Genomic DNA, 17063 nt, shown 5'->3' on the forward strand with positions numbered 1-17063 from the left:
TTCGTGGACATGCCTCTTCGTCGTCGGTTCAAGGCGGGCCAGGCCCGCAGGTCGCGCGAAGGCGCGGCGGCGGTCGAGTTCGCCCTGGTGGCCACGCCCTTCTTTCTGCTCTTGTTCTCGATCTTCCAACTGGGCCTGGTCTTCATGATCGACGCGGTGGCGGAAAACGCCGTGCTGGAAGCCAGCCGCCTGGTGCGGACGGGCGAGGCCCAGACGAAGAAATTCGACAAGACCGCCTTCAAACAGGCCGTTTGCGATCAGATGAGCGTGTTCAAGAGCGACTGCGCGGATCGGGCGACGATCGACGTGCGCGTCGTCACCCGCTTTTCCGACGACATCGATCCGCCCAGGGACAAAGACGGCGTGCTGGACCTGTCCCGGATGGACTTCAAGGGCGGGGTCGGCCAGGACCTGATCATCGTTCGGCTCTGGTACAAGCAGCCCATGATCGTTCCAGCCCTGACCCAGGCGGTCAGCAGCGCGGGACCCGGACAGATCATGATCTCCTCGACCACGGCCTTCCGCAACGAGCCCTTCTGATGTCCCGATCCTTGATCCGGCGCTTGGCCGGCGATGAAAGCGGCGTATCGGCGGTGGAGTTCGCCCTGATCGCACCCGTCATGCTCCTGTTCTACGCCGGCATGGTGGACCTGTGCCAAGGCTATATGGCCCTGAAGCGCACCAGCCACGCCGCCTCGGCCGTGGCGGACCTGGTCTCCCAGTCGCGAACCATCACCAAGGCTGACATAAACAGCATCTTCGAGGTCGGGCCGGCGATCATGACGCCGTTCGCCTCAGCCTCCATGGAACAGCGCGTCAGCAGCGTGACCCGTGTTTCCGCCAACAAATATACGTTGAACTGGAGCCGAAGCTGGACTCCCGACGGCGGCGCGGGCACGAAGATGAACAAGCCTCTTGTCATCGCCGACGCCGGTATTCCGGCCGACATGTTCCCGGCCAACGGGGACTCGATCATCGTCGCCGAGGCCTATTACAAATATTCTTCGCCCTTCCAGCAGTTCCTGCCGGCGGCGGAGTTCACCCGTCGGGCCTATCTGAACCCGCGCGAGGCGACCGTCATCACCTGTTCGGATTGCTGACCGACCAGGGCGCGCTTCAGCGCTGAAATCTTCACCTCGGTTTCGGCCAGTTCCGCCTGCGGGTCGCTGTCGGCCACGATCCCGGCCCCCGCAAGGGTGCGGAAGCTCCACCGCCCGTCCCGGCGTTCGAAGGCGGCCGTGCGGATCAGGACCGAGGCGGTCAGGCCCCCGTCTTCTTCCAGAATGAACAGGGACCCGCACCAGGCGCCGCGCGGCGGCTCCAGGTCGGCGATCACCTTCATGGCCTGATGCTTGGGCGCGCCGGTGATCGAACCGGGCGGGAAGGTCGCCGCCAGCAGATCGGCCGGCGTCACCCCCGGCTCGGCCCGGCCGACCACGGTCGAGACCAGATGATGGACGGTCGGATGGCTCTCGATCGCGAACAGCCGCTCGACCGCCACCGAGCCGACGCGCGAGGCGCGGGCCAGGTCATTGCGCATCAGGTCGACGATCATCAGGTTCTCGGCCCGGTCCTTGGCGCTGGCCTGAAGCTCGGCGGCCAGGGCCGCGTCTTCGACAGGGTCGGCCGACCGGGCGCGGGTGCCCTTGATCGGCCGCGCCTCTATGCGCCGGTTCTCGCCGTCGAAGGCCAGGAACAGTTCGGGCGAGTTGGACACCAGGGCCCGGTCGCCGATCCGCCAGAAGGCGCCATAGGGCGAGGCCCGCCCCTGTTGCAGCCGCAGGAAGACGTCGAACGGATCGGCCTGGGGCTTGAGTTCGCCGCCCCAGGCGCGGGCGATATTGGCCTGGAACAGCTCGCCGGCGGCGATGCGGGCCACGACCGCGGCGACGGCGTCGCGATAGGCCTGGTCATCCGCCTCGGCCACGAAGGCTTCGGCCGGGGCGGCGGGGGTTTCTGGCGTGATCGCCGCCGCCAGCCACCCGGCGGCGCGGACGGCGGCGGCCTCGGCTTGTGACGCCGTCGCCCCCCGGCCGATGGCGCAAACCCGGCGCTGAAGATGGTCGAAGCTGAGCATCGCCGGGTAGCGGGCCAGGATCAGGTCGGGCCAGACCTGAGGCCGGTCGCCCGTCGCCGCCCGCGCCCCGGCGTCATAGGCGGCCAGCCCCACCGTCCCCGCGCCCCAGGCCGGATCGCGCAAGGGGGCGAACAGATCGGCCTCGACCGCGCCCACGTGAATACGGTCCGGCGCCGTCGCCACATGGGACCAGCGTCCACCCGGCCCGCCGTCGGACAGCAGGGCCAGGCCGCCGTCGGCCTCGCTGATCCCGGCCGCCACATCCAGAGGATCCGTCCACGGATGATCTCGGACGACGACATGGGTCAGACCATCGCTCACGCCGACAGCCGCGCCTCGATCCGCGCCCGCAGGGCGGCGTCGACGCCCAGGGCCTGGGCCAGATAGGCGTCCAGCGATCCGTGCCGCGCCTCGACCTCGGCGAAGGCGGCCTCCAGATAGGCGGGCTCGACCCCCAGGAAGGCCACGACGGCGTCATCGGAGGCGACGCGGCCGGTCATCTTGTGCAGTTGCCGCGCGATGGACGGGGCGCGGCCGACCAGATCGACGGCGGTGTTGGTCAGCAGATAGTCCTCGACCATGTCGTCGCGATGCACGCCCAGCAGATGATGGGTCAGGGCGGCCAGGAACCCCGTCCGGTCCTTGCCCGCCGCGCAATGGATCAGGACCGGCCGGTCCTGGTCGCCCAGGCTATGGAAGTATCGACTGAAGACGTCGATGTGCGAGGCGTCGAAGGGCAGGGACCGATAGGTCCGCTCCATGAAGCGGCGGCCGGAGGCGGGCGTCAGATCCTCGGTCTTCAGGAAGGCGATGTGCGGCGCGTCGGCCCCGTCGTCGATCCCGCCCTCGATCACCAGGGCGTCGAAGCCGTCGGGCCGCCGCGACGGCTGGTCCCGCCGCTCGCCCGGCCGTCGCAGATCGATCACCGCCCCCAGGTCGAACCCCTTCAGCCGCTCCAGATCCGCGTCGCTGGCGCGGGCGTGATGGCCCGAACGCAGCAGACGGCCGGCGCGCACGCGTCGGCCGGCCGCCGTGGCGTAGTCGCCATAGTCCCGGAAGTTGTCGATGGCCTCGAAGGCGTGGAGACGGTCGTTCATGCCCGTTTCCTAGGACGAATCGACATTCAGCGCATCCAGATCATGGCGGTGACGGTGCGGGTCCGTCACAGGGCGGGCGCCGATCATCGATCCGCTGTCGTCGCCGAGGGGCCGGTCTGGCGGCGCAGGCGTCGCTGGCGCCCGGCCCGATCAGCGGCTAACTCTGGAGGATTGCTCCCCTGAGAGGTCCGCCATGCTGTTCCGTTCGCTCGTCGCCGCTGCGGCGCTGTTCGCCGCCGTTCCAGGCCTTTCGCCGGCCTGGGCCCAGGAAGCGACGCCCCAGGCCGGCGACCGCCCCGACATCGCCGCCGGCGCCGCCCAGTTCATCAAGCCCACCAACGCCGAACGGACCCAGGTCCTGGTCGGCATGCTGACCCGCCTGGGCTTCACGCCCGAGATCCAGGTCTTCGCCGGCGGCAATCGGGCCACCGGTCCGATGGAGGGCGCGAACCTCGTCGTGACGGTGGGCGAGGGCGCGAAGGACATCGTCCTGACCGCCCACTATGATGCGGTGAAGCTGCGCGACGGAACCCTGTCCCAGGGCGTCGTCGACAATATCGGCTCGGTCATGGCCATGATGGAGGCGGCCAAGACCTTGGAGATGGGGCTGGAGGGGCAGCCGGTCGCCCACCGCTTCGTCTTCGTCTTCACCGATCAGGAGGAACTGGGCCTGCTGGGGGCCAAGGCCTTCCTGGAAAAGCACGGCAAGGACCGGATCGCCGCCGTCATCAACGCCGACGTCGCCGCCTATGGCGAGACGGTCATGTACGGCGAGAACAACGGCGACCAGTCCGGCTTCGTGCTGGAGACCCTGCGCAGCCTGTGCGCCGAGCGCGGCTTCGACTGCATGCCCTATCCGATCTATCCGCCCAGCGACGACCGCGTCTTCTCGGCGGCCGGCGTGCCGGTGGTCTCGCTGGGGACGCAGGATGCGGTGGGCGCCCATCAGATGTGGCTGGCCTTCAACGGCGGCAAGGACAACGGCCTGAAGGAGGGCTTCGTCCCGCCGGTCTTCCAGCGCATCCATTCGACCGAAGACAGGCTGTCCTACATCAACGGCGTCGATGTGGCCCGCTTCGGCCTGTTCCTCGCGGACCTGGGGCTCGCGTTGGACAAGCGACTGGTCGAAATCCAGGCCAAGCAAGACGCCGTGGCCGCAGAAAACGCCCCCGCCGCCGCCATGCCGGACGCCAGCAACCCGTAGCCTTCGCCTCGGCGCCGGTGTTGACTAACACCGTCGCCCGTCCGACAACGCCTGTCCCTATGAAACCGGCTCCGTCGCGCCTCGCGTCGGGGCCGTATCGCTTTTGGAGGTCTTAGTCCCGTGTCCACGAACCATCTGATGGGTGTCTACAATCGCGCGCCGCTGGAAGTGGAACGCGGCCGAGGCGCTCGCCTGTGGTCGACCGACGGGACCGAGTATCTGGACTGCGTCGCCGGCATCTCGACCAACGGCCTGGGCCACGCCCATCCCGAACTGGTCCAGGCGGTCAAGGATCAGGCCGAGAAGCTGTGGCACGTCTCCAACATCTTCCGCATTCCGGGCCAGGAAGCCCTGGCCGACGCCCTGTGCGAGTCGAGCTTCGCCGACGTGGTCTTCTTCACCAACTCGGGCACGGAAGCGGTCGAGTGCGCGTTGAAGACGGCGCGTAAATATCATTCGGCCAACGGCGCGCCCGAGCGGATCGACATCTACGGCTTCGACGGCTCGTTCCACGGCCGCACCTATGGCGCGATCAACGCCGCCGCCAACCCCAGCTATACCGAGGGTTTCGGCCCGCCGATGCAGGGCTTCCACCAGTTGAAGTGGGGCGACCACGACGCCATCAAGGCCGCCATCGCCAATCCCACGACCGCCGCCATCATCGTCGAGCCTGTCCAGGGCGAGGGCGGCTGCCGCGCCATGCCGGAGCAGTGCCTGCGCGGCCTGCGTGAGCTGTGCGACGAACACGGCGTCCTGATCATCTTCGACGAGGTCCAGTGCGGCATGGGCCGGACCGGCAAGCTGTGGGCCCACGAATGGGCCGGCATGTCGCCCGACATCATGGCGGTGGCCAAGGCCCTGGGCGGCGGCTTCCCGATCGGCGCCTGCCTGGCCACGGCCCGCGCGGCTTCGGGCATGACGGTCGGCGTCCACGGCTCGACCTTCGGCGGCAACCCCCTGGCCATGGCCGTGGGTCTGAAGGCGCTGTCCTTGATCAACACGCCAGAGACCCTGGCCAACGTCAACGACATCGCCGGCTATCTGAAGCAGCAGCTGGCGGGGCTTCAGTCCCGCTTCCCGGACGTCATCGTCGATGTGCGCGGCAAGGGGCTGCTGATCGGGGTCAAGCTGGTCCCGAACAATCGCGAGTTCATGGCCCTGGCGCGCGACACGCAACAGCTTCTGATCGCCGGCGGCGGCGACAACTGCGTACGCCTGCTGCCGCCGCTGAACCTGACCCTGGACGAGGCCCGCGAACTGATCGTCCGGTTCGAAGCCGCTTGCGAGGTCGCCCGCGAGAAGTGGGCGGCCTGATCCTCAAAAACGCTCATCCCCGCGAAAGCGGGGGACCCAGGCCTTTTACGCGAAAGGCCCGGGACCGGCGGACGTGACAGACATCGGGCGCCCGTCGCCCAAAGCATCAGGTCCCCGCCTTCGCGGGGATGAGCGGAGTTAGGCAATGGTCCGGCACTTCCTCGACATCCACCTGCTGGACGCCGCCGATCTGCGGTCCATCCTGGACGACGCCCACGCCCGAAAGGCCGCCCGCAAGGGCTGGCCCCAGGGCCGTCCCGACGCCGATACGCCGGGCAAGGATCGGGTCCTGGCCATGATCTTCGAGAAGAACTCGACCCGCACCCGGTTCAGCTTCGACGCCGCCATCCGCCAACTGGGCGGCGCCGCCATCATCGCCACGGCTTCCGATATGCAGTTGGGCCGGGGCGAACCGGTCGAGGACACGGCCCGTGTCCTGTCGCGCATGGTCGACGCCGTAATGATCCGCGCCAACAGCCATGAGGACGTCGAACGCTTCGCCCGCGTCTCGACCGTGCCGGTGATCAACGGCCTGACCGACCGGTCGCATCCGTGCCAGATCCTGGCCGACCTGCAGACGATCGAGGAACACTCCGGCCCGGTTTCGGGCAAGACCATCGCCTGGATCGGCGACGGCAACAACGTCTGCCACAGCTTCATGCACGCGGCGCCCAGGTTCGGCTTCCACCTGAACGTCGCCTGTCCGGCGGCGTATCATCCAGACCTGCGCGACCTGGCCAAGGGCGGCGGCGCCGTCACCCTGACCAGCGACCCGCGCGAGGCGGTCAAGGGCGCCGACGTCGTCGTCACCGACACCTGGGTGTCGATGGGCGATCAGGACTATGAGGCGCGTCTGGCGGCGTTTGAGGATTACACCGTCGATGAGGCTCTGATGGCCCTGGCCGATCCGGATGCGGTCTTCCTGCACTGTCTGCCGGCCCACCGGGGCGAGGAAGTCACAGACGCCGTCATCGACGGCCCCCGCTCCCTGGTCTGGGACGAGGCCGAAAACCGCATCCACGCCCAGAAGGCGGTCCTGGCCTGGTGTTTCGCCGGCTGACGCCGTTCTGGCGATCGCCAGGCCGCGCTCATGCGGTCTGGCTCTTGCTTCCTTAAGGTCACGCTTGTCGCGCCCTGGGGAGGCTGAGGCCATGACCACCATATCCGCTGCGGGTTCCACCCTCACGCAACAGCTCTATCAGAAGCTGTTCGACCGTCTGAACACCGACGGCGACGACGCCCTGACCCTCGACGAAATCAGCGCTGTAGACGCTGGAAACACCAAGGTTTCAAAGGCTTTCGAAACCTTCGACGCCGATGCGGACGGTCGCGTCACCCGCGCCGAAATGACCCCCGCCGACACATTCGGCGCCGACACCCTGAACGCCCTGATCCAGGCCCAGTCGGGGTCGGAATCCCTTTCCGACGCGGAATATCTTGCCGACTGGTTCGCCCAGACCGACACGGACAGCGACGGTCTGGTGTCGAGGTCGGAACGCGAGGCTGCGGCGGATCTGCGCCGTGCGGCGGCCTATGACGCCGGCTATATGAGCGACCGCGTCGTCATGGCCCGGTTGGGTTCGGATCGCGATCAGCCGCTGTCCATCGACGATTTTGTCGCTGGCCGAATGCGAACGCTTCAGCGGACCCAGGTCTCCAGCCTGTCCCCCGAGCGCCAGGCCGAGATCCGACAGTTGACGGAAAGCCTCCGCTCTGACCCCGTCCAGGCGCCCCCCGCAGACGATGAACCCCTGGTCTCCCCGGAACAGGCCGCGGCCGACTGGGCCGAGCGCGCCTCCGGACCCGCTGGAACCGCTCGCTTCCTCAGTCGCGAAATCGAAGGCCGGAGAGCGGCCGAGGCCGCCCGTATCGCCGCCGCCCCGATGAGCGACGCTCTTGCCGTGCGGCTGTTCCAACAGGCGCTGAACAGCTGGACGCCGTCGAGGGACGGACAACAGGCTGTCGCCGAAACGCGCGCATAAATGCGTGCGCCGGCGGAGCGCCCGCCTATTGCAGGTTCACGTCCGAAACGCCGCCGACGTCGGGCGTCGTTTTGGTCAGATTGGCCTTCATCACCTGATAGCCGAAGCCCAGCGCGCCCTTGTCCGAAACCCAGACCCGGCCGTCCTCGGCGTTGAAGCGGATCAGGGTCAGGTGCGGGTCGTCCTTGCCGTCCGGGTACCAGGCGGCGACGACGGGGTTCCAGTATTTTTCAATCCGGGCGCGGTCCTGGTCGATCGACAGGTCGCCGTGGATACAGGCCTGAACCTTCTGGTCCTTGGCCTGATAGCAGAACATGCCCTGCTGACCGCCGACCGCCACGTCGCGGGCGAAATCGGTGTCGTCGCGGCTGAAGAACCAGATGGTCCCGGTCTCCGGCTCGCCGAAACCGGTCATCGGCTGATGGTGATAGCCGGCCTGGTCCAGGCCCAGCATGCCGGTGTTGGACTCCTTCAGGCTGTTCCAGAATTCCTTTTCCGCCTCGGCGGGGGTCAGTTTGTCGGCCATGATGCGTCTCCTGTCTGGGGCTCGCAGGATCAACCATCGGGCCTCGCTCGGGTTCCTAAACTGAAACCCAGGGCGGTCGTTCGGCGCCGAACAGGGTGGCCAGGTGGATCAGCAGCAGCATGGCCAGGGCCGCGGCGCCCAGCATGATGAAACGCCAGGGGACCATGCGCGGCCCCTTGAACGGGTCGGGCGGCCGCGCGCCGCGCCAGCCGGCGAAGACCATGACGGCCAGGGCCGCGCCCAGCAGGATCAGAGTGGTTGTCAGGCTCATGGGCCGCAGTTGGCGCCGCCGGGGCGTGGACGCAAGCCGAACCGGTTACCAGGTCCTTAATCTTAATCGGTCATTAACCACGTCGCGCCCAAAAGCCTCCCCATCCGACGAGATGTCCACAGGCTGACGAGTCGGCGCAACATCTTGCGGTTAACCACACGTTTACACCCTCGATATTGGCGTTATAGCCTCCATCCCATGGGTCGGGAGCCGAATCAGTGAGCGCAGCGGCGCCTTGGAGCGTGAAGGGTATTGATCCGAAGGCTCGCGAGGTCGCCAAGGATCTTGCGCGCCGCTCGGGCATGACCCTGGGCGAATGGCTGAACTCCATGATCATGGAAGACGAGGACGAGGGTTACGCCACCCTGCCGCGTCGCTCCGCCGGCCCCGAGATGTTCGAACGTCGCGGTCGCAGCCGCCGTCTCGACGACGCCTATGACGCTTCGGACGAAGGCTGGCAGCGGGTCAGCGCCTCGATCGACGCCATCGCCGCCCGGCTGGAGGCCGCCGAACGTCGCTCGACTGTCGCCATTCAGGGTGTGGACCAGGCCGTGTCCGGCCTGGTGCGCCGGCTGGACGGCCAGGACGCCCAGACCAAGGGGCAGGCCCGCCGCATCGACGACATCGCCGAGGAATTGCGCGAGGGTCATCGTCGCCTGCGCGCCTTCGAACGCGACACCGGCCCCCAGACCCAGGAGACCTTCGGCAAGGTCGAGCAGTCGCTGGGCGCCCTGGCCGGCCGCCTGTACGACATCGAGGAACGCCAGAGGTCGGGCGTCTCGGAACTGCGTCAGCGCATGGAGGCGGTCGAGAAGGCCGCAGGTCCCGGCGTCGGCACGGACCTGCTGGCCCAGGTCGGCGCGCGTCTGGACCAGGCCCAGAGCCGCACCACCGAGGCGCTGAAGACCCTCGAGCGCTCCTTCGCCGAGCTGGACCAGCGCATGCGCGCGGCCGAGGGGCGGGTCGAGCCCGAGGGGGCGCGTGACGCCGCCCGGTTCGAGAAGCTGGCCGAGACCCTGTCGCGTCAGATCGAGTTCAACCGCGCCGAGATGATGCAGCGGCTCGACGCCGCCGAGACCGGCGCGCGCATCGACCGGATCGAGCAGGCGGTCCGCAGCGTCGGCGACCAGCTGAACGCATCCGAGCGCAAGGGTGCCCAGGGGCTGGAGGCCATGGGCCGCGAGGTCCTGAAGATCGCCCAGAACCTGAACGCCCGGGTCCAGACGGTCGAACGCGAGGCCATCGGCCGCGCCGAGGCCGTCACCCGCAGCGTCACCGACCTGGTCGGCCGCAAGGTCGAGGCCGATCTGTCGCGTCACGCGGCCAGAATGGACCAGGAGTTCGCGCGCCACGTCGATCGCGTCGATCAACGCCTGACCGCCAGCGACGACCGTCACGCCCTGGCGCTCGAGAAGCTGGGCGGCGAGATCACCCGGATTTCGGATCAGCTGAGCGACCGCATCGCCCAGTCCGAACGCCGCTCGCAGCAGGCGCTGGACGACATCGCCCGCCGCCTGTCGGAAAGCTCGGACAAGATCGAACAGCGCTACGACCGCGCCTCCGGCGAACTGGCCGAGCGGATGCGGATGAGCGAGGAGCGCACCGCCCGCCTGCTGGCCGAGGCCCGCGAGAGCATGGATACGCGCAAGCCGGCCGCGACCCGCGACCTGCAGCTGGACATCCCCGAGGCCGAGCCTTCGCCCGAGCCCGCGCCCCGCGCCGTCGCCGAGCGCGCAGCGGTCGCCGCCGTCTCGGCGCCGGTCGAGCCGGACTGGCGCGCGGCCGTCTTCCCCGAAGAATCCTTCGACGTCGAGGATGACTGGTCGATCGACCCCGTGTCGCCGGACGCGGCCATGGCGACGCCCTTCCCGTCGATGCCGACGGCTCCGACGCCCGCTGCACTGGCGTCGGAGCCGCTCCGGCCCGAGCCTGATCCGGCTCCGGTTTCTGCGGCGTCGGTCGAAAGCGAACCCCGAATCCAGCCCTTCGGCGGTTTCGGCGGCGCCGATGTCGACGACGCGCTGGAGGCCACCGCATCCGGTTTCTCGACCCGGTCGGAGCCGCGTCCGAACGGACAGGCCCCGGATCAGGACGCCGTTCAAGGCCCCGTTCAAGGCCCCGGTCAAGGCCGGAGCGACGCCTTGCTGGACGGCGACGACGACTTCGCCGACGACACCGAATTCGTCGATCCCCGCCGTCTGCGCGCCAGCATGGGCGCGGCCGCCGCCGCCGGTCGCGCGGCCTCGACCCGCAGCACCATCGACGCCGCCCGGGCGGCCATGACGACGCCGGCGGCGCCCGAGGAAGCGCCCCGCCAGGGCTTCGGCCTGATGCCCAAGCGCGGCGGCAAGTCCAAGCTGCAGGAGCGGCTGGACAAGCAGGCGGCCAAGGACGGATCGACGGTCAAGAAGGCCTTTCTGGCCTCGGTCACGGCTGTGGCCCTGACCGGCGGGGCCTATGCGTCTTTGACCCTGGCCGACGGGTCGGGACTGCCCGATCTCGAACTGCCGGGGTTGCCGGGTTCGACCCGGACGCCCGCCTCCGCCGCCAGCGAAACCCCGATCGCCATGGCGATCACCCCGACGGACGCCGTACCCACGGTCGACGCCGGCGCGGCCGAGTTCGAACGGGCCGTGAACCGGATCGAGAGCGGCGACCTGGAAGGCGTGGACGAACTGAAGCGCGCCGCCGACCTGGGGTACGGCCCGGCCCAGACCTATCTGGGTCAGCTCTATCTCATGGGTGGAAACGGCGTGTCCGCCAATCCGGCCGAGAGCCGTCGGTGGGGCCGCCGTGCGGCCGAGTCCGGGGATCCCGGCGGCATGCATCTGTACGGCATGCAGTTGTACGAAGGCGACGGCGGCGCGGCCAATCAGGCCGAGGGTCTGATCTGGCTGCTCAGGGCGGCCGAGCGGGGCCTGACCGACAGCCAGTACAATGTCGCCCGCATCTATGAGACCGGCGCCGAGGGCGTGGCGAAGAACCCGACCGAAGCCCTGAAATGGTACATGATCGCTGCGCGCGGCGGCGACAGCGAGGCCCAGGCGGCCGTCACCCGACTTCGTCCCGCCGCCACCGCCACCGCCCAGCGCGCCGCCCGCACCGCCGCCGACGCATTTGTGCAGCAGCAGGTCCAAAGCCCGGCTCAGGGCCGAGGCTAGGCCGCCAAACCTTTCGCGCACGGGTGGCGGCGCGCCGTCCCCGTCGCTAAAGAACACCCTGTCGCCGTTCGGCGTCTCCCGTTCCGCTCCAGCCGAAGGCGCGTCCTTTGGACATCTATCTGCCGATCGCCGAGGTTTCGGTGAACTGGCCGACCCTGGTGATTCTGGGGGCGGTGGTCGGGTTCGTCTCGGGCCTGTTCGGCATCGGCGGCGGCTTCCTGATGGCGCCGATCCTGGTCTTCATGGGAATTCCGCCGACCGTGGCCGTCGCCAGCCAGGCCAGCCACGTCGTCGCCTCCTCCACATCCGGCGTAATCCGCTATGCGGGCCAGGGCGCGGTGGATTTCAAGATGGGCGGCGTCATGGCCGCGGGTGGGGCCGCCGGGGCGATCGCGGGCGTTGAACTGTTCCGCTATCTGCGCCTGCTGGGCCAGGCCGATCTGGTGGTGGCCCTGTCCTATCTGGTCTTCCTGGGCGCCATCGGCCTGCTGATGCTGCACGAGAGCCTGACCGAGATCCTGCGTCGGCGTCGCGGCCTGCCCCCGCCGCGCAAGGACCGCCGCCGTCCCCTGTGGCTGTACGGCTTGCCGCTGCGGATGAAATTCCCCAAGTCGGGCCTCTATATCAGCGCCCTGCCGCCGTTCGGCCTGGGCGTCTTCGCCGGGGTCCTGTCTGCCATCATGGGGGTGGGCGGCGGCTTCATCCTGGTGCCGGCGATGCTCTATGTGCTGCGGATGCGAGCCGGGGCCGTGGTGGGCACCAGCCTGTTCCAGATCATCATCACCACGGCCATCACCACCATTCTCCAGGCCGGCCGCAACCAGACGGTCGACATCCTGCTGTCCACCATCCTGCTGCTGGGCGGGGTGGTCGGCGCCCAGATCGGCGCCCGGTTCGCGGGTCGGTTCCGGGCTGAGGAGTTGCGCGCGGCCCTGGGCCTGATCGTGCTGCTGGTCGGCATCCAGATGGGGCTGGAGCTGTTCGTGCGGCCCAGTGACATCTTCCTGCTCGCGCCGGGGGTGTCGGACTGATGCAGGCGCTTCCTCCACCCCCTCCGGCCATCGAGGCGCCCCCCATCGAGGCGGCCGCCGTCGCGGCGCCGGCCCCCGACCGGTCCGAGGCCACGACGGGCGAACTGCGCGTCGCCGCCGCCCTGACCGACGCCCAGGTCCACGTCGATTCCGGCTTCACCGGCGCCTCCATCGTCCTGTATGGCGCGGTGTTCAACCCGACCCCCGACCCGGTCGATGTGGTCGTGGTGGTGCGCGGCCCGGACGCGCCCGTCCGCCTGGTCAAGAAGACCCGCAACATGGGCGTCTGGCTGAACAGCCGTCCGGTCCTGTTCGAAGGGGCTCCGGGTTTCTACATGACCGCCTCGACCCGCCCCCTGTCGGACATCGCCGATTTCGGCCAGCTACGTCGGCTGGGCGTCGGGGTGGATCACCTTCGCATCGACGCGCCGGAAGAGGCCGGGACTGTGACCCGCTACGGGGTGCGCGACGTGGTCGTCAGCCGCCTGGGCGATGACTATCTCGATTGGCGCCGCGCCGTGATCCGGCTGAAGGAGGCGGCGGCCCTTTATGACACCGACCCCGACGGGGTCGAGTTCGTGGATCGCGGCCTGTTCCGGGCCGAGGTCAAGCTGCCGACCGTCGCCCCCACCGGGAAATACTATGCCGAGGTCTGGCTGTTCCAGGACGGCGAGCCCCGGTCGGTGTCCAACATGACCCTGACGGTCGAGAAGGTCGGGCTCGAGCGCGACATCTACGAGTTCGCTCATCGTCGCCCCTGGCTGTACGGCCTGTTGTGCGTCGTGCTGGCGGCCCTGACCGGCTACGGCGCTTCGCGCCTGTTCAGCCGCCGCGACTGAGGCCCAGTTCTGCGCGCAGGGCTTCGGCTGTCAGCCCGCCCGCGCGCAGCTCCGCCAGGGTCACGGACCGGTCCCGCTTGGCGTAGCGTCGCCCATCGGGCCCCGTCAGCAGGCGGTGGTGGCGATAGATAGGCGCCGGCCAACCCATCAGGGCCTGAAGCAGCCGTTGCACATGGGTCGCCTCGAAAAGGTCTTCGCCGCGGATGACGTGGTCGATGCCTTGTAGGGCGTCGTCGTGGGTCACGGCCAGATGATAGGCCACACCCGTATCCTTGCGCGCCAGGACCACGTCCCCCGCCGCATCCGGACGGACGGGCACGACGCCGGTCTCTCCGTTCGGACCGGCGCCCTGTTCGATGAAGTGGAGCCCGCTCCACGCCGCCTCGCCCAAGACCTCACGCGCCCGATCCAGTGACAGCCGCCAGGCGAAAGAGCGCCCGGCGTCCAGGAACCGGGCCTCCTCGTCCGGAGGATGGGGGCCGGGACGGGCCGCCTCCATCGCCCCGTGCGGCGCATCCCCGATCCCGGCGAGCACCTCCGTCCGTGTACGGAAGCAGCGATACAGAAGTCCCCGCTCGCGCAGGTCGTCGATGACGACGGCATAGTCCGCAAGATGGTCCGACTGGCGCCGCACCGGCATCTCCCAGTCCAGCCCGAGCCATGCCAGGTCTTCCAGAATAGCGACCTCATACTCCGGCCGACAGCGCGTGGGATCGATGTCCTCGATCCGCAGCACGAACCGCCCGCCCCCCGCCTTCGCCGCAGACCAGGCGGTCAGGGCCGAGAAGGCGTGGCCCTTGTGCAGACGGCCGGTGGGGGAGGGGGCGAAACGGGTGGCGAACATTTCAGTCGGTCGCGGGGTCCAGCAGTCGAGCCCAGTCACGCGCGGCGTGAAGAATACGGACGACCTCCACTGCCTCAGATAGGCGATAGAAGATCAGATAGTCATCGAGCGAGCGTTTCCGCAGATTCTGAACGCCGGCTTCCGGGTAGGCGCGCGGTTGATCAACCAAGCCTTCGCAGGCGTCGAGCAGTTTCAGGACGAAACGCCGAGCAGCCCTCGCGCTATCCCGGGCGATGAAGGCTTCGATCTCAGCAAGGTCGCCGGCTGCGGCCCGCGTGATGACCAGCCTCATTGGCCGTCGTTTGCCCAGCGCGCCTTCATTTGCGCCCGTACCTCGTCGATCGTGTGAACCCGCCCGGCGTCAGCGTCGTCGATGCCTTCCTGGAGCTTGCCCAGCAGGGCCGCCAAGCGGGCCTCACGCTCTTGGACCAGTCGCACGCCGGTGCGCAGCACCTCGCTCTTGGAGCCGTATCGGCCTTCCTTGACCAGGCTCTCCACCACCTGCTCCAAGGCTCCCAGTTCGACGGTCATCGTCATGGCGTCTACTCCGTTTGATCCAATAATAGTTATTGGCGGCCCGCATTGACAGCCGTTTTGCGCCAAGCCCGCATTCCCCAACCGGCGAACCCGCGTCATACAGGGGTCATGCCCGTCGCCCCCACAGCCCAGGAAATCGCCACCGCGCGTCAGGCCCTGGCCGCCGCCGATCCCGCCCTGACGCGCGCCCACGCCCAGACGCCGGCGTTCGAGTGGCGGCTGCGGCCCGGCGGTTACGAAGGCCTGTTCCGCATGATCGTCGAGCAACAGGTGTCCGTCGCCGCCGCCGCCTCGATCTGGGCGCGCACCATTCAGGGACTGGGCGGAACGGTGACGCCGGACGCCGTGCTGGCCCACGACATCGACGCCCTGCGCGCCTTTGGCCTGTCGGGCCAGAAGGCAAAATACGGCCGCGAGATCGCCCTGGCCCAGGTGGAGGGCCGCGTCGATCTGGACCATATGCAGACCCTGTCCGACGAGGATGCGATCGCCGCCCTGACCGCGATCAAGGGCGTCGGCAAGTGGACGGCCGAGACCTATCTGATGTTCTGCGAGGGCCGGCTGAACGTCTTTCCGGGCGGCGACGTGGCGCTTCAAGAAGCGATGCGCTGGGCCGACCGCGCCGAACTGCGCCCGACCGAGAAACAGGCCTACGTCCGCGCCGAGATCTGGCGACCGCATCGCGGTGTGGCTGCACATCTGCTGTGGGGGTGGTATGGCGGCGTCAAGCGGGGCGAGATCGCTCTGGAGGAGCTGACCGCGTGACCCCCCTCGATCCTGCCCTTACCGAGCCGCTGCGCGATCCCCGCACGGTGCTCGCCGCCCTGGACTTCGCCGGGGTGGCCGTCTTCGCGGCCACCGGCGCCCTGGCCGCCGCACGCGAGAAACACGACGTCATCACCTTCGCCTTCTTCGCGGCCATCACCGGGGTAGGGGGCGGCACCTTGCGCGACCTGCTGCTGGGCCTGCCCGTCTTCTGGGTGCAGGACTGGCGCTATATGGCGGTCTGCCTGCTGACGGCGGTGGTCGTCTGGTTGATCGGACAGCGCGACTGGCGGTTCCGGGCCCTGCTGTGGCTCGACGCCATCGGCCTGGGCGCCTATGGCGTCATGGGGGCGGCCAAGGCGGAGGCGGCGGGCGCCCCCCCGTTGATCTGCATCGTCATGGGCACCCTGACCGCCTGTTTCGGCGGGGTGGTGCGCGACACCCTGGCGGGGCAGCCGTCGATCCTGCTGCGGCGCGAGATCAATGTGACGGCGGCCATACTGGCGGCGACCCTCTATATCGTCCTGCGCATCCCCGAGGCGCCGATCTGGCCCGCCGCCATCGTCGCCGCCGTGGCCGGTTTCATGCTGCGGGCGGGGGCGCTGCGCTGGGGCTGGACCCTGCCGGGCTTCCCTGAGCGAAATTGAACGGTTCGTCGCCTGTTCGTCATGGCGGCGTCTTCGAATCGGGACTAGGCTGAACGCCTCGGACTAGGGAAGGAGACGCGTCTTCAATCCTGTAGCTTCCATACCCCCCGCGCCGACCGGGAGGGCCTGATGCAGGTCCTCCACCGACCGCCGTCGGGCTTTCCCGCCCTCGTTCTGAACGCGGACTTCCGGCCGCTGTCCTATTACCCGCTGTCGCTCTGGCCGTGGGAAGAGGCGGTCAAGGCGGTCTATCAGGACCGGGTGGACGTGGTGTCGCTGTACGACAAGGTGGTCCGCTCTCCGTCGATGGAGATGCAGCTGCCCAGCGTCATCGCGCTGAAGAACTATGTCGATCAGGATCGCAGCCCCGCCTTCACCCGGTTCAACGTCTTCCTGCGCGACGGCTTCGCCTGTCAGTACTGCGGGGAATCGACCGAGCTGACCTTCGACCACGTCATTCCGCGCTCGCACGGCGGGCGCACGACCTGGGAGAACATCGTGGCCGCCTGCGGCCCCTGCAACCTGACCAAGGGCGGCCGCACCCCGCGCCAGGCCATGATGCCGATCCGCCGCGAGCCCTATCGCCCGAACGCCTGGCAGCTGCAGGAAGCGGGCCGGCGTTTCCCGCCGCATTATCTGCACCAGAGCTGGCTGGACTATCTCTATTGGGACATCGAGCTGGAACCCTGAGGGTTTCCCGGTGACGCCCAAGCGCCTGTTGGCGCCTGACGTCGGGCCCAGAGCGCTATTCGGCGTGGGATGTAAAGT

Annotated in this window: 19 protein-coding genes; 12 read left to right on the forward strand and 7 right to left on the reverse strand. The window is 68.7% G+C overall.

Going from position 1 to position 17063, the window contains the following annotated elements:
• Positions 1 to 9: 9 nt before the first annotated feature.
• Positions 10 to 540 (forward strand): TadE/TadG family type IV pilus assembly protein, encoded by a 531-nt coding sequence (locus ACW18C_RS01195; RefSeq protein WP_492072324.1) that lies wholly within the window; start codon positions 10 to 12, stop codon positions 538 to 540.
• A complete protein-coding gene (locus ACW18C_RS01200; protein ID WP_492072326.1) occupies positions 540 to 1100 on the forward strand; it encodes a TadE/TadG family type IV pilus assembly protein in 561 nt (186 codons plus the stop codon). Before ACW18C_RS01195 ends, ACW18C_RS01200 begins: the two co-directional genes overlap by 1 nt.
• Here ACW18C_RS01200 and ACW18C_RS01205 read toward each other — a convergent pair.
• Together ACW18C_RS01205 and ACW18C_RS01210 are read right to left on the reverse strand one after the other, a co-directional pair.
• Positions 1052 to 2398, reverse strand: a complete 1347-nt coding sequence (locus ACW18C_RS01205) for an anthranilate synthase component I family protein (protein WP_492072328.1) — start codon at positions 2396 to 2398, stop codon at positions 1052 to 1054. The genes ACW18C_RS01200 and ACW18C_RS01205 overlap by 49 nt on opposite strands.
• Positions 2395 to 3174: a tyrosine-protein phosphatase gene (locus ACW18C_RS01210; RefSeq protein WP_372704796.1), complete on the reverse strand. Its 780-nt coding sequence runs from the start codon at positions 3172 to 3174 to the stop codon at positions 2395 to 2397. The genes ACW18C_RS01205 and ACW18C_RS01210 overlap by 4 nt, the downstream gene beginning before the upstream one ends.
• 193 nt (positions 3175 to 3367) lie before the next feature.
• Between ACW18C_RS01210 and ACW18C_RS01215 the strand changes: the two genes are divergently transcribed.
• The 4 genes from ACW18C_RS01215 (at position 3368) to ACW18C_RS01230 (ending at position 7674) form a co-directional block, all read left to right on the forward strand.
• On the forward strand, positions 3368 to 4378 hold the full coding sequence (locus tag ACW18C_RS01215; protein WP_492072329.1) for a M28 family metallopeptidase: 1011 nt from the start codon (positions 3368 to 3370) through the stop codon (positions 4376 to 4378).
• 138 nt (positions 4379 to 4516) lie between these two features.
• Positions 4517 to 5692 (forward strand): aspartate aminotransferase family protein, encoded by a 1176-nt coding sequence (locus ACW18C_RS01220; RefSeq protein WP_492073944.1) that lies wholly within the window; start codon positions 4517 to 4519, stop codon positions 5690 to 5692.
• A gap of 145 nt (positions 5693 to 5837) precedes the next feature.
• Positions 5838 to 6752, forward strand: a complete 915-nt coding sequence (argF, locus tag ACW18C_RS01225) for an ornithine carbamoyltransferase (protein WP_492072330.1) — start codon at positions 5838 to 5840, stop codon at positions 6750 to 6752.
• Between the two features lie 91 nt (positions 6753 to 6843).
• Positions 6844 to 7674: an EF-hand domain-containing protein gene (locus ACW18C_RS01230; protein ID WP_492072332.1), complete on the forward strand. Its 831-nt coding sequence runs from the start codon at positions 6844 to 6846 to the stop codon at positions 7672 to 7674.
• Between the two features lie 25 nt (positions 7675 to 7699).
• Here the strand turns inward: ACW18C_RS01230 and ACW18C_RS01235 are convergent, their stop codons facing one another.
• Both ACW18C_RS01235 and ACW18C_RS01240 read right to left on the reverse strand, forming a co-directional pair.
• Positions 7700 to 8200: a pyridoxamine 5'-phosphate oxidase family protein gene (locus ACW18C_RS01235; protein ID WP_492072334.1), complete on the reverse strand. Its 501-nt coding sequence runs from the start codon at positions 8198 to 8200 to the stop codon at positions 7700 to 7702.
• A gap of 55 nt (positions 8201 to 8255) precedes the next feature.
• Entirely contained in the window at positions 8256 to 8471 is a 216-nt protein-coding gene (locus ACW18C_RS01240; RefSeq protein WP_008261388.1) for a hypothetical protein, read from the reverse strand.
• Between the two features lie 218 nt (positions 8472 to 8689).
• Here ACW18C_RS01240 and ACW18C_RS01245 point away from each other — a divergent pair, with 218 nt between their 5' ends.
• From ACW18C_RS01245 to ACW18C_RS01255, 3 genes are all read left to right on the forward strand, one after another.
• Positions 8690 to 11632, forward strand: coding sequence for an SEL1-like repeat protein (locus ACW18C_RS01245; RefSeq protein WP_492072335.1), 2943 nt, complete (start codon positions 8690 to 8692; stop codon positions 11630 to 11632).
• A gap of 107 nt (positions 11633 to 11739) precedes the next feature.
• The gene (locus ACW18C_RS01250) at positions 11740 to 12663 is read left to right on the forward strand and encodes a sulfite exporter TauE/SafE family protein (protein WP_183196621.1); all 924 of its coding nucleotides are present in this window, start codon (positions 11740 to 11742) and stop codon (positions 12661 to 12663) included.
• Positions 12663 to 13502, forward strand: coding sequence for a TIGR02186 family protein (locus tag ACW18C_RS01255; RefSeq protein WP_492072337.1), 840 nt, complete (start codon positions 12663 to 12665; stop codon positions 13500 to 13502). Before ACW18C_RS01250 ends, ACW18C_RS01255 begins: the two co-directional genes overlap by 1 nt.
• Here the strand turns inward: ACW18C_RS01255 and gluQRS are convergent.
• From gluQRS to ACW18C_RS01270, 3 genes are read right to left on the reverse strand one after another with little or no spacing between them, the layout of a single operon-like run.
• Positions 13486 to 14346, reverse strand: a complete 861-nt coding sequence (gene gluQRS, locus ACW18C_RS01260) for a tRNA glutamyl-Q(34) synthetase GluQRS (RefSeq protein ID WP_492072338.1) — start codon at positions 14344 to 14346, stop codon at positions 13486 to 13488. The two genes, ACW18C_RS01255 and gluQRS, sit on opposite strands and share 17 nt — an antisense overlap.
• A gap of 1 nt (position 14347) precedes the next feature.
• Positions 14348 to 14638: a type II toxin-antitoxin system RelE/ParE family toxin gene (locus tag ACW18C_RS01265; protein ID WP_492072340.1), complete on the reverse strand. Its 291-nt coding sequence runs from the start codon at positions 14636 to 14638 to the stop codon at positions 14348 to 14350.
• Entirely contained in the window at positions 14635 to 14883 is a 249-nt protein-coding gene (locus ACW18C_RS01270) for a type II toxin-antitoxin system ParD family antitoxin (protein ID WP_492072342.1), read from the reverse strand. The genes ACW18C_RS01265 and ACW18C_RS01270 overlap by 4 nt, the downstream gene beginning before the upstream one ends.
• Positions 14884 to 14991: 108 nt before the next feature.
• On the opposite strand from ACW18C_RS01270, the gene ACW18C_RS01275 reads away from it, so the two are divergent.
• The 3 genes from ACW18C_RS01275 to ACW18C_RS01285 all read left to right on the forward strand — a co-directional run bounded on the left by ACW18C_RS01275 (position 14992) and on the right by ACW18C_RS01285 (position 16985).
• The gene (locus ACW18C_RS01275; RefSeq protein ID WP_492072344.1) at positions 14992 to 15648 is read left to right on the forward strand and encodes a DNA-3-methyladenine glycosylase family protein; all 657 of its coding nucleotides are present in this window, start codon (positions 14992 to 14994) and stop codon (positions 15646 to 15648) included.
• On the forward strand, positions 15645 to 16295 hold the full coding sequence (locus ACW18C_RS01280; protein ID WP_492072345.1) for a trimeric intracellular cation channel family protein: 651 nt from the start codon (positions 15645 to 15647) through the stop codon (positions 16293 to 16295). The genes ACW18C_RS01275 and ACW18C_RS01280 overlap by 4 nt, the downstream gene beginning before the upstream one ends.
• A gap of 129 nt (positions 16296 to 16424) precedes the next feature.
• A complete protein-coding gene (locus ACW18C_RS01285) occupies positions 16425 to 16985 on the forward strand; it encodes an HNH endonuclease (protein ID WP_008264308.1) in 561 nt (186 codons plus the stop codon).
• Positions 16986 to 17063: the final 78 nt, after the last annotated feature.

Source organism: Brevundimonas sp. FV1ye7S (assembly GCF_058680995.1).

Coding starts and splice junctions, on each gene's coding strand:
- ACW18C_RS01210 (WP_372704796.1), bottom strand. CDS start 3,174: ATGAACGACCGTCTCCACGCCTTCGAGGCCATCGACAACTTCCGGGAC.
- ACW18C_RS01230 (WP_492072332.1), top strand. CDS start 6,844: ATGACCACCATATCCGCTGCGGGTTCCACCCTCACGCAACAGCTCTAT.
- ACW18C_RS01270 (WP_492072342.1), bottom strand. CDS start 14,883: ATGACGATGACCGTCGAACTGGGAGCCTTGGAGCAGGTGGTGGAGAGC.
- ACW18C_RS01285 (WP_008264308.1), top strand. CDS start 16,425: ATGCAGGTCCTCCACCGACCGCCGTCGGGCTTTCCCGCCCTCGTTCTG.
- ACW18C_RS01195 (WP_492072324.1), top strand. CDS start 10: ATGCCTCTTCGTCGTCGGTTCAAGGCGGGCCAGGCCCGCAGGTCGCGC.
- ACW18C_RS01275 (WP_492072344.1), top strand. CDS start 14,992: ATGCCCGTCGCCCCCACAGCCCAGGAAATCGCCACCGCGCGTCAGGCC.
- ACW18C_RS01255 (WP_492072337.1), top strand. CDS start 12,663: ATGCAGGCGCTTCCTCCACCCCCTCCGGCCATCGAGGCGCCCCCCATC.
- ACW18C_RS01215 (WP_492072329.1), top strand. CDS start 3,368: ATGCTGTTCCGTTCGCTCGTCGCCGCTGCGGCGCTGTTCGCCGCCGTT.
- ACW18C_RS01200 (WP_492072326.1), top strand. CDS start 540: ATGTCCCGATCCTTGATCCGGCGCTTGGCCGGCGATGAAAGCGGCGTA.
- ACW18C_RS01240 (WP_008261388.1), bottom strand. CDS start 8,471: ATGAGCCTGACAACCACTCTGATCCTGCTGGGCGCGGCCCTGGCCGTC.
- ACW18C_RS01235 (WP_492072334.1), bottom strand. CDS start 8,200: ATGGCCGACAAACTGACCCCCGCCGAGGCGGAAAAGGAATTCTGGAAC.
- gluQRS (WP_492072338.1), bottom strand. CDS start 14,346: ATGTTCGCCACCCGTTTCGCCCCCTCCCCCACCGGCCGTCTGCACAAG.
- argF (WP_492072330.1), top strand. CDS start 5,838: ATGGTCCGGCACTTCCTCGACATCCACCTGCTGGACGCCGCCGATCTG.
- ACW18C_RS01220 (WP_492073944.1), top strand. CDS start 4,517: ATGGGTGTCTACAATCGCGCGCCGCTGGAAGTGGAACGCGGCCGAGGC.
- ACW18C_RS01265 (WP_492072340.1), bottom strand. CDS start 14,638: ATGAGGCTGGTCATCACGCGGGCCGCAGCCGGCGACCTTGCTGAGATC.